This is a genomic window from Streptosporangium sp. NPDC005286, from assembly GCF_040607515.1.
Classification (GTDB): Bacteria; Actinomycetota; Actinomycetes; order Streptosporangiales; family Streptosporangiaceae; genus Streptosporangium.
Window position 1 is genome coordinate 1 of record NZ_JBEXGU010000249.1, and the last position, 9,843, is coordinate 9,843.

General features: G+C 67.3%; 11 protein-coding genes. 3 read left to right on the top strand and 8 right to left on the bottom strand.

Annotated elements, in window-relative coordinates; all coding sequences use genetic code 11:
• Positions 1-123: 123 nt before the first annotated feature.
• Positions 124-561 carry a nuclear transport factor 2 family protein gene (locus ABZU75_RS43085; RefSeq protein WP_355568166.1) on the bottom strand — a complete coding sequence of 146 codons (438 nt, stop codon included), beginning with the start codon at positions 559-561 and terminating at the stop codon, positions 124-126.
• A gap of 118 nt (positions 562-679) precedes the next feature.
• Between ABZU75_RS43085 and ABZU75_RS43090 the strand changes: the two genes are divergently transcribed.
• Positions 680-1,273 (top strand): TetR/AcrR family transcriptional regulator, encoded by a 594-nt coding sequence (locus ABZU75_RS43090; protein WP_355568169.1) that lies wholly within the window; start codon positions 680-682, stop codon positions 1,271-1,273.
• Between the two features lie 24 nt (positions 1,274-1,297).
• On the opposite strand, the gene ABZU75_RS43095 is transcribed toward ABZU75_RS43090, so the two are convergent.
• Positions 1,298-1,765, bottom strand: a complete 468-nt coding sequence (locus ABZU75_RS43095) for an Lrp/AsnC family transcriptional regulator (protein ID WP_355568172.1) — start codon at positions 1,763-1,765, stop codon at positions 1,298-1,300.
• A 131-nt stretch (positions 1,766-1,896) separates the two neighbouring features.
• On the opposite strand from ABZU75_RS43095, the gene ABZU75_RS43100 reads away from it, so the two are divergent.
• Both ABZU75_RS43100 and ABZU75_RS43105 read left to right on the top strand, forming a co-directional pair.
• Positions 1,897-2,790, top strand: coding sequence for a phenylalanine 4-monooxygenase (locus tag ABZU75_RS43100; protein WP_350966120.1), 894 nt, complete (start codon positions 1,897-1,899; stop codon positions 2,788-2,790).
• 128 nt (positions 2,791-2,918) lie between these two features.
• On the top strand, positions 2,919-3,947 hold the full coding sequence (locus ABZU75_RS43105) for a serine hydrolase (protein ID WP_355568176.1): 1,029 nt from the start codon (positions 2,919-2,921) through the stop codon (positions 3,945-3,947).
• 14 nt (positions 3,948-3,961) lie between these two features.
• Here ABZU75_RS43105 and ABZU75_RS43110 read toward each other — a convergent pair whose 3' ends face one another.
• The 6 genes from ABZU75_RS43110 to hisN all read right to left on the bottom strand — a co-directional run bounded on the left by ABZU75_RS43110 (position 3,962) and on the right by hisN (position 9,585).
• Positions 3,962-4,618 carry a response regulator transcription factor gene (locus tag ABZU75_RS43110; protein WP_355568178.1) on the bottom strand — a complete coding sequence of 219 codons (657 nt, stop codon included), beginning with the start codon at positions 4,616-4,618 and terminating at the stop codon, positions 3,962-3,964.
• 82 nt (positions 4,619-4,700) lie between these two features.
• The gene (gene pstB / locus ABZU75_RS43115; RefSeq protein ID WP_355568181.1) at positions 4,701-5,513 is read right to left on the bottom strand and encodes a phosphate ABC transporter ATP-binding protein PstB; all 813 of its coding nucleotides are present in this window, start codon (positions 5,511-5,513) and stop codon (positions 4,701-4,703) included.
• A 44-nt stretch (positions 5,514-5,557) separates the two neighbouring features.
• Positions 5,558-6,448, bottom strand: coding sequence for a phosphate ABC transporter permease PstA (gene pstA / locus ABZU75_RS43120; RefSeq protein ID WP_355568184.1), 891 nt, complete (start codon positions 6,446-6,448; stop codon positions 5,558-5,560).
• Entirely contained in the window at positions 6,448-7,311 is an 864-nt protein-coding gene (gene pstC, locus ABZU75_RS43125) for a phosphate ABC transporter permease subunit PstC (RefSeq protein ID WP_355568187.1), read from the bottom strand. The genes pstA and pstC overlap by 1 nt, the downstream gene beginning before the upstream one ends.
• A 77-nt stretch (positions 7,312-7,388) precedes the next feature.
• Positions 7,389-8,387, bottom strand: coding sequence for a PstS family phosphate ABC transporter substrate-binding protein (locus ABZU75_RS43130; RefSeq protein WP_355568190.1), 999 nt, complete (start codon positions 8,385-8,387; stop codon positions 7,389-7,391).
• Positions 8,388-8,781: 394 nt separating this feature from the next.
• A complete protein-coding gene (gene hisN / locus ABZU75_RS43135) occupies positions 8,782-9,585 on the bottom strand; it encodes a histidinol-phosphatase (protein WP_355568193.1) in 804 nt (267 codons plus the stop codon).
• Positions 9,586-9,843: the final 258 nt, after the last annotated feature.

Here is a 9,843-nt window from a genome sequence, read left to right on the forward strand (position 1 = left end):
CGCCGATGGTACTGCACCGGGGACGGTGTGGGAGAGTAGGTCGCCGCCGGACAATCTTTTATGAGGGCCCTCACCTTTCGGTGGGGGCCTTCGTGCTTTCCGGGGCCCGTCCACCGGAGGTTTTCAGGTCCGTTCAGTGGCTCCGAGCACCTCGATCATCGCCAGCGTGTTCTGGTACTCACGCCAATGAATGATCTTCCCGTCCCGTACCCGGAGAACCCCGATGAAGGCGGAGGCGGCTTGGTCGCCGGTGGCGATGACGGTGCCGGCGAGCTCGTACTCGACGACGATGGCCTCGGGGTCGGTGGTTTCGTGGATGACCACATCGCGGATCTCGTCGAGGCGGAACCTCCGGGCGAAGGCGGCCTGCTCGGGGCCGGCGAAGTGGAGGAACGCCTCCCGTCCCTCGTACCGCCGGGTTCTGCCGGAAGGGGCGAAGGGCACCTCGATGACGACGTCCTCGGCCAGCTCACCCCCGATGCCGCCGAGGTTCTCAAGCCAGTGCCGCCGCATGCGCTCGAAGATCTCGCGGGGACCGGGAACGACTGTGGTTTCGGGCATGATGGGTTCCTTGCTGATGGAAGTTAAGATGAGCAGAAACTCACCTTAATGATTATGAGTGGAGACTCACTTTGTCAATGCCATGTCTCGTGTCCCTGGTCGGGGAAGGCCGGCTGGGATGACGTCCTCGAAGCCCTCGCCGGGCGGTGCCAGGCCGATGCGCGCGGACGCCCGGCGTAACCGGGAGCGGATTCTCGCCGCGGCGGAGGCGGTCTTCGCGGAGAAGGGGCCGTCGGCGTCGACCGAGGAGGTCGCCGCCCGTGCGGGAGTGGCCATCGGTACGGTCTTCAAGCACTTTCCGACCAAGCAGGAGCTCCTGCAGGCCATCATGAAGGACCTCCTGGGCAGGTTGGATCGGGATATGGCCGCTCTCGCGGCCGACGACGCACCCGGCGAGGCGCTGTTCACCTTCGTCACCCGCATGGTCGAGCAGGCGGCGCAGAAGAGGACGGTCGTGGGGCTTCTCGCCGAGACGGGGATCGATCTCCAGGTGGCGAGCTCGGTTCAGATGCTGCGCGAGGGGATCGCGACGCTCCTGGTCCGCTCCCAGGAAGCCGGCACGGTCCGTGAGGGGGTCCGGCTCGACGAGGTGATCGCGCTGCTCACCGGCATCTGCCAGGGAGCACTCCACGCGGGCTGGGATCGCGACCTCCAGCGTCGTACGCTCGCCATCGTCTTCGACGGCCTCAGGGCGTCCGCGGACCGTCGATGACCCGTGCCGGCAACCGGCCGCGGGTCAGGCGTCGGCTGCGGCGCGGAGCAGGGGCTCGATCCGGTAGGGGACCTGGACGGAGAGGGCGATCGTGGTGTCGGTCCGCTGGACGGCGGGGGAGGCCAGAATGCGGGCGATGATCTCCTGGAGGTCGGAGGTGCTGCGGGCCACCACGCGGCAGAGCAGGTCGGCCTGGCCGCTGGTGCCGTAGACCTCCAGGATCTCGGGAAGGGGCTTCAGCGCCCGTACAGCCTCGTCCAGGCGGCCCTGGGCGATCTGTAGCGAGACGAACGCCAGGATCGGGTACCCGGCCCCCTCGGGGGTGACCGTGGGGCCGAAGTCGGCGATGACGCCGCGGGCGGTCAGTTTCTCGACGCGGGCCTGAACGGTGCCCCGGGCCACGCCGAGCAGGCGGGCCAGCTCGGTCAGGCCGATGCGCGGGTTGGCACGCATGGTGACCAGGAGGCGGCCGTCCAACTCGTCGATAGACATCCCAACAGGATGGCAGCAGACTGGGCGATTCGACCAGCGTAAGCGCGGTATGACCGTACAGTTCTGTGCGGATCGCCCAGTAAAACTGGCCGCTCTTGTCAACGTTTCCAGAAATTGCTGTCATTTCATACATGTTCGAAGAAGCGCAGTACTTCGCGCCGGTGGCGACCCATGACGACGGCACGATCGAGGTCCAACTCGGTGCCGGTCATCCAGGTTTCGCCGATCCGGTCTACCGTGCGCGCCGCAACGCGATCGCGGCCCTCGCTGTGGGGTACGTGCCGGGTACGCCGATCCCGACGGCCGAGTACACCGCCCAGGAGCACGAGGTGTGGGCGCTGGTCAGCCGAGAACTCAGCCTGAAGCACCGCAAATATGCCACCATTGAGTATCTGGCCGCGACCGAGCGGCTCGGACTGCCCGCCGAGCGCATCCCGCAGCTACAGGAGGTCGGCGATCTGCTGGAGCCGCTGACCGGGTTCCGCTATATCCCGGCCGCGGGGCTGGTGCCGCTCAGAGATTTCTACGGCGTTCTGGCCGATGGGCTCTTCCACTCCACGCAGTACATCCGGCACCACTCCACGCCGCTGTACACGCCGGAGCCCGACGTGATCCACGAGGTGATCGGGCACGCCAACGCACTGGCCTCCGACCGCTACTCGAGGCTCTACCGGCTGGCCGGGGAGGCGGCGCGGAGGGTCGAGAGCTCCGAGGCGCTGGAGTTCGTCTCGAAGGTCTTCTGGTTCACGATGGAGTTCGGCGTCATGATGGACCAGGGTGAGCTGCGGGCGTACGGGGCGGGCATTCTGTCCTCCTACGGGGAGATCGAAGAGTTCCGGGGCATGGACATCCGGCCGCTGGACGTCGCCGTCATGGGCACTACGCACTACGACATCACGAAATATCAGGATGTTCTCTTCCGAGCCGAGTCGCTGAAGCACCTCGAAGACGTCGTCGGTGAGTTCTGGGCGACCTGTGACGACGAGAGCATCGCCCGGCTAACCGCCGGGGTTTCCCAAGGGTAGGTGCAGGTTCAGCGCGACATTCCAAGCGGTAAGTCCTTTTTCTGGCTAGATTTCGCTTCATCATCTTCTTAGTGCCTGTTGTGGGATATATCCCGATCGTCACGTAATGGGGGAGACGGTTGGGGTGGATGATGAGAGCCAGGCACCGGGTGGTCGCGGCAGCTGTTCTGCTGGTCACCGCGCAGGTCACCGCCTGTAGCACGTGCCAGGGCCTGACGCCGGTGAGCATCTCCACCCCGACGGCGTCTCCCCCGACAGCACCCTCCTGGCGGCAGGCGGCACCGGCGTCGGTGCCCCCTCCTCAGGCGCCGTTCCTGGCAGCGGTTCCCGCGCCCACCTTCCCCGGCGCCATGGCGCTCGGGGTCCCGGGGCGGACGGGACTCGCCGGCTCGCCGAGGATTCTCTCCGGGAAGCTCACGCACACCCTCGACGGCTTTCTCGTCAGGTACGGCGGTGGCCGGACCGCGGTCTCGGTGCGCGACCTGACCACGGGCCGGCGCTACCGCTACCACCGTGCCCTCCAGCTGCCGATGGCCAGCATCTCCAAGGTGAGCATCCTGACGGCACTGCTGCTCGACACACGGTGGCGCGAGCTCGGCGACCAGGCCAGGTCCGACGCGAGGCACATGATCCGTTTCGGCGACGACGGAGCGGCCGACCGGCTGTACGAGCGGATCGGCCTGGAGCCCGGGCTGGCCAGTGCGAACCGCAGGCTCGGCCTCAAGCGCACCTACACCCCCGGCGGGCGGTGCGTGGCCCAGAACTGCTGGGGCACCACGCAGAGCACGGCCGAGGACCAGGTACGGCTGGTCAGGGCGCTGGCCACGGGTAGGAGCCCGCTGGCCCCCGCGGAACGCCGGCGGGTGCTCGGGCTGATGGAGCGGGTGACCCCCGGCCAGAAGTGGGGAATCAGCGCGGGGGCCTGCGAGAACGACCAGGTGTCGCTGAAGAACGGCTGGCTGCGGCACGAGTCGAACGGGCGCTGGGTGGTCGTCAGCGCCGGACTGATCCGCGGGCACGGGCACGACTACGCGGTGGCCGTCCTCACCGAGGACAGCCCGAGCATGAGTGCCGGCATCGCCAAGGTCGAGGGCGTGGCCGCGCACGTCATGAAAGCCTTCAGGGGCGAACACGGCTGCGAGCCGGACGCGAACTGAGCGGCGGGTACCCGTTACGGGGTCCTGTCGATCAGCCGGTAGCCCACCCCGCGCACGGTCTGGATCAGCCGGTCGTCGGTGTCGCCCAGACGCGCGCGGAGACGCTTGACATGTACCGCGATGGTGTTGGTCGAGGCGGTGTCCGTGGAGTTCCAGACATGCCTCATGATCTGCTCCCGCGTCACGGTGCGGTGCGCGTTACGCATCAGGTAGTGCAGCAGCTCGAACTCGCGCAGCGGCAGGTGGATGATCCGACCGTCGACCGTGACCTGGTAGGCGTTGACGTCGAGTTCCACCTTGCCGACCACGAGCACCCTGCGGGCCCCGGGCTCGCCGGTGAACGCGGCGTGGACCAGGGGTAGTAGCTCGGGCACCCGGTAGGGGCGGGCCACGCACGCGGTGGCCCCGGCGGCCAGCGCCTGGACGGCCTGCTGGGCGTGTCCCTCGCCCACGCCCAGCAGGACGGGGATCGCCCGCGTCAGCCGTACCGCGCGGACGAACTCCACAGCCCCCAGGACCGGCAGCGAGGCGCTGACGAGAACGACGTCGGGCCGCAGCGCCCCGGCCTGCAGGAGAGCCTGGGCACCGTCGGTGACGCCCGTGACCCGCACCCCTTCGCGTTCCAGGGCCGCGGACAGGTCATGGACCATGGCCGCTTCCGGATCGGCCACCAGCAGTATGGGTGCCGTCCGTCTGTCCCCTTCCACTTCTGGTGCCGTCTGCGGCTGGAGCACCCGGATCCTCCAATGTGGGTCAGCCGAAGCGACCGGTGATGTAATCCTCGGTCCGCTTGTCGCTGGGGTTGGTGAAGATGCGGCTGGTCTCGTCGAACTCCACCAGGCGGCCGTGCCGCACACCGGCTTCGTCGACCTCGGCGGTGAAGAAGGCGGTACGGTCGGAGACACGGGCGGCCTGCTGCATGTTGTGGGTGACGATGACGATCGTGTAGTCGCGCGTCAGTTCCTGCATCAGGTCTTCGATCTTGGTGGTCGCGATCGGGTCCAGGGCCGAGCAGGGCTCGTCCATCAGGATGACGTCGGGCTTCACCGCGATCGCCCTGGCGATGCACAGTCGCTGCTGCTGTCCGCCGGACAGGGAGAGCGCATTCTGCTTGATCTTGTCCTTGACCTCGTCCCAGAGCGCCGCCTTGGTCAGCGCCTCCTCGACGATCTCGTCCATGTTGCCCTTGATCCCGTTGACCCGGGGACCGTAGGCGATGTTGTCGTAGATCGACTTGGGGAAGGGGTTCGGCTTCTGGAAGACCATGCCGATCCGGCGGCGGACCTCGATCGGGTCCACATGGTCGCCGTACAGGTTCTCGTCGTGGTACAGGATCTCGCCGACCGCGCGGGCGCCGGGGATCAGGTCGTTCATCCGGTTGAAGCAGCGGAGCACCGTGCTCTTGCCGCAGCCGGACGGGCCGATCATGGCCGTGATCTCACGGTTGCCGATGGTCAGATCGACCCCGCGTACCGCCTCGTAGTCACCGTAGAAAACGCTGAGGTTGGAGACGGTGAAGACCGGGTCGAGGGCCTCGATGGTGCGGGGGACTTCGGGGCCGCGCACGTTCACATTCGGCACGGAAATTCCAATCTCGGACATTTCTTACCTCACCAGCGCTTCTGGTAGCGGTTACGGAGCCAGATGGCGACCGAGTTCATCAGGAGCAGGATCGCCAGCAGGATTACGATCGCCGCGGAGGCGAGGATGCTGAACTCCTCCTGGGGCCGGCTGATGAAGCTGTAGATCTGCAGCGGCAGGACGGTGAAACTACTCCAGACACCCTCGGGGTTGAACCGGACCAGCGTCGCGGCGCCGAGCATCAGGAACGGGGCGGCCTCGCCGATCGCACGGGAGAGGGCCAGGATCGAGCCCGTCGCGATGCCCGGGATCGACGCCGGGAGCACCTGGCGGTAGATGGTCTGCCACTGGGTCGCGCCCAGTGCCAGCGAGCCCTCGCGAATGGACGGGGGCACCGCGCGGATGGCCTCACGCGCGGAGATGATCACGATGGGCAGTACGAGCAGTGAGATGGTGACCGCGCCGGTCATGACCGTGAAGCCGAACTGCAGCCAGCGGGCGATGATGCCCAGGCCGAGGATGCCGTAGACGATCGAGGGAACGGCCGCCAGGTTGGAGATGTTCAGCTCGATCAGCTTGTTGTACCACTTGGTCTTGTCGGCGTACTCCTCAAGGTAGATCGCCGCGAGGATACCGGTGGGCAGGGCCATGACCGCGGTCAGCCCGATGATCCACAAAGTGCCCAGGATGCCCGACTGGATGCCCGAGGTCTCCGGGCGGCGGATCGAGGGCTGGTTCTCCCAGAGCATCGGGTTGAGCCGCGGCCAGCCCTTCTCGACGACGTAGATCAGCAGCATGGCCAGGAACGCCAGAGCGATCGCGAGGCTGGCCAGCAGCGCGATGCGGAAGAGGTGCTCCCTGAGCGGACGTCCCTTGCTCGCCAGCTGCACGGCCGAACGCGGGGTGGAGAGGATGGCCATCAGTCGTAGACCTCGCGATACTTCTGGACCATGCGGGCGCTGAGGTAGTTCATCGCGAAGGTGATCACGAAGAGCAGGGAACCCACCGCGAAGATGGTCTTGTAGGCGATCGAGCCGACCGAGGCGTCGCCGGAGCCGGCCTGGGCGATGAAGGCCGCCATCGTGGACATCTCATTGCCCGGGTAGAGCGTGAAGACGGACTTGAAACCACCCGCGATCGCGACGATCATCGTCTCGCCCGCGGCCCGGGAGATCGCCAGGATGATGGCGGCGACGATACCGGAGAACGCGGCGGGGACGACGACGCGCACCGAGGTGAGCATCTTGGAGGCGCCGAGGGCGTACGAGCCCTCGCGCAGGCCGTTCGGCACCGCGGCCATCGAGTCCTCGGACAGCGACGCGACGATCGGGATGATCATCACGCCGACCAGGAGGCCGGCGGCGAGCGCGTTCTTGGCCTCCAGGTCCAGGAAGGGGAAGAGGTTCCTGAGCAGCGGCGTGACGAAGGTGAGGGCGAAGAAGCCGAAGACCACCGTCGGAACACCCGCGAGGACCTCGAGCACCGGCTTGAAGATCTTGCGAGTCCTGCGGGAGGCGTACTCCGACAGGTAGATCGCCGCGGCCAGGCCGAGCGGCACGGCGACCACGACGGCGATGAAGGTGATCTCCACGGTCGCCACGATGAGCGGCCAGACACCGAACGCCGGCGGGTTGAACAGCGGTCCCCAGTCGGTGGACCCGAAGAACTCGCCGATGCTCACCGTGGCGAAGAACTCGATGGTCGGTTCGAGGAGTGCGATGACGATGCCGATCGTGGTCGCCACCGAGACCAGCGCCGCGATCAGGAGAACAACCTTGACCACGGACTCGCCGTAACGCGGGCGCGACCGCGCCAGGGACCCCGAGGTCCCTGGAACGGTCGTGCGGTGCTGTGCCGACATCAGCCGGCGCTCTTCAGCGACGTGATGTCAGCCTTGAGCTTGGCCTCCTGCTCGGCGTTCAGCGGGACGAACTTGGCGTCCTTGGCGATCGCGTCGATGTTGGACGCGTAGTAGTCGAGGAAGGCCGCGACCTCGGGCCGCTTCACCGCGGCGGTGGAGGGGTAGATGAACAGCGGGCGGGAGAGCGGGGTGTACTTGCCGCCCTGGGCCGCCTCGACGCTCGGGGCCACGCAGCCGCTGCCCGAGTCGATCTCCACGGCCTTCAGCTTGTCGACGTTCTCCTCGTAGTAGGTGAAGCCGAAGTAGCCCAGACCACCCTTGGCGCCCGCGACACCGGTGACGATGTCGTTGTCGTTCTCGCTCGGGCTGTAGTCCTTGCGGCTGGCACCCTCCTCACCGTTGATCTCGTCGGTGAAGTAGTCGAAGGTGCCGGAGTCGGTGCCCGGGCCGTAGAGCTTCAGCGCCTCGGCGGGGAACTTGGCGTCGACGTCCTTCCAGGTCTTGACCTTGCCCTCGGCCGCCGGCTCCCAGATCTTCTTGAGCTGGTCGGTGGTGAGGCAGGTGACCCAGTCGTTCTCCTTGGGAACCACGACGGTCAGCGCGTCGGTCGCCACCGTGAGCTCGGTGAACGTGATGCCCTTCGCCTCGCAGGCCGCCTTCTCCTCGTCCTTGATCGCGCGGGAGGCGTTCGAGATGTCGGTCTCGCCGGCGCAGAACTTCTCAAAGCCGCCGCCGGTGCCCGAGGTGCCGACCGGCACCTTCACCTGCGGCTGCTCCTCGCCGAAGAGCTCGGAGGCGGCCTGGGTGAGGGGAGCCACGGTGCTGGAACCGTCGATCTTGATCTCGCCGCTCAGGGCTGCGCTCGCCTCGGTGGCGGGGGCGGCGGACGAGGTGCTTCCGTCACTGCTGGGCTTGGCGTCGCCACCGCATGCGGCCGCGAGCGAAACGACGAGCGCGGCCGTCGCCACCGCGCTGAGGCGGCGCTGTCCACTGGTCACGGTTATGTTCCTTCTCCGTAGTGAGATCCGTTCTCGATGTCTTCGATGAAACTGGGGCAAAGTGAACGGAAGTGAAACGAGCCGTGACCGGCACCGGAAGAGGTGAACCCACGGATGTGAATACCCGGGCTTTGGCAGGATTTTCGTCCTGGCTTGCACCCTCGCAGGGCCTTTGGGCTGTGCTTTAGAGGGTTTTGGCGGAAATATGACCTGGTGAGCAGGGGAGGGCCGTCAGTTCGCCATCGCCTCCGGCCGCGGTCGTCGCAGGTGTGTCGATCCGTTCACCCTCCCGACATCCTGGGGAAGGTGAACGGACACGGGTGGGCCAGCGGGCATGGCGAGTACCCGGGCGTGTGCGGAAGAGCGGACGGCCGTACGGCGCCCGGAAGGGGGACTAGACGGGGAGGGTGAGCGGCCCGCTGCCGAGGCGATCGAGGACCTTGGTGTGCAGGGGGCCGTTGCTGCACAGCAGGCTGCCGCCGTCGATGTCGGGGACACCCGACAGGTCGGTCCAGATGCCGCCCGCCTCCTCGACGATCACGGTCAGTGCCGCGATGTCCCAGGGGGAGAGTTCGGGCTCCGCCGACACGTCGACCGCGCCCTCGGCGACCATCATGTGTGACCAGAAGTCACCGTAGGCGCGGCTGCGCCAGACGGAACGGTTCAGGTCGAGGAAGGCGTCGAGCTTCCCGGCCTCCTCCCAGCCGCCGAGGCTGGAGTAGGAGAACGACGCGTCCTCCAGGTAGGCGACGGAGGAGACCTGACAGCGCGTGGCCTTGGTGAGGCTCTTGCCGGTCCAGGCGCCGCCGTCGCGGGCGGCCCACCAGCGGCGGCCGAGCGCGGGGGCCGAGACCAGGCCCACGACGACGCGGCCCTGGTCCACCAGGGCGATGAGGGTGGCCCAGACGGGCACTCCGCGTACGTAGTTCTTGGTGCCGTCGATCGGGTCGATGATCCACGAGCGCTCGCCGTAGCCGCTCTTGCCGAACTCCTCGCCGATGATGGTGTCGCGAGGCCGGGCCCGGCCGAGGGTCGCGCGGATCGCCTGCTCGGTCGCCTGGTCGGCATCGCTCACCGGTGTGAGGTCAGGCTTGTTCTCCACCCGCAGGTCCAGGGCCTTGAACCGACGCATGGTCAGATCGTCGGCCGTGTCGGCCATGACGTGCGCGAGGCGAAGATCGTCGTTGTAACCCGTCACGGATGCCAACGCTATCGCGTTGGTGACCGAATTGAGGAGAGTGGGGCGCAAGAGGGACAATCGTGTCGCCAGCCTATGGCGACGCTAACGCGTTGCGGTGAGGCCGCTTCTTGTCCGGCTCCTTCCCTCGTCGAGGGAGGTCGCTCGTTCCTCGTGAGTTGCCGGCGACGCTGGCGCGTCGCGGTTCGGCCGCTCTTACCCGGCTCCTTCCCTCGTCGACCGGGGCCGCTCGTACCTCGCGACCCCGCTCTCCTCGGT

Bases quoted from the DNA above. Each gene is read 5' to 3' on its own strand.
- ABZU75_RS43105 (WP_355568176.1), top strand. From the start codon at position 2,919: ATGATGAGAGCCAGGCACCGGGTGGTCGCGGCAGCTGTTCTGCTGGTC.
- ABZU75_RS43090 (WP_355568169.1), top strand. From the start codon at position 680: ATGACGTCCTCGAAGCCCTCGCCGGGCGGTGCCAGGCCGATGCGCGCG.
- pstA (WP_355568184.1), bottom strand. From the start codon at position 6,448: ATGGCCATCCTCTCCACCCCGCGTTCGGCCGTGCAGCTGGCGAGCAAG.
- ABZU75_RS43085 (WP_355568166.1), bottom strand. From the start codon at position 561: ATGCCCGAAACCACAGTCGTTCCCGGTCCCCGCGAGATCTTCGAGCGC.
- ABZU75_RS43095 (WP_355568172.1), bottom strand. From the start codon at position 1,765: ATGTCTATCGACGAGTTGGACGGCCGCCTCCTGGTCACCATGCGTGCC.
- ABZU75_RS43100 (WP_350966120.1), top strand. From the start codon at position 1,897: ATGTTCGAAGAAGCGCAGTACTTCGCGCCGGTGGCGACCCATGACGAC.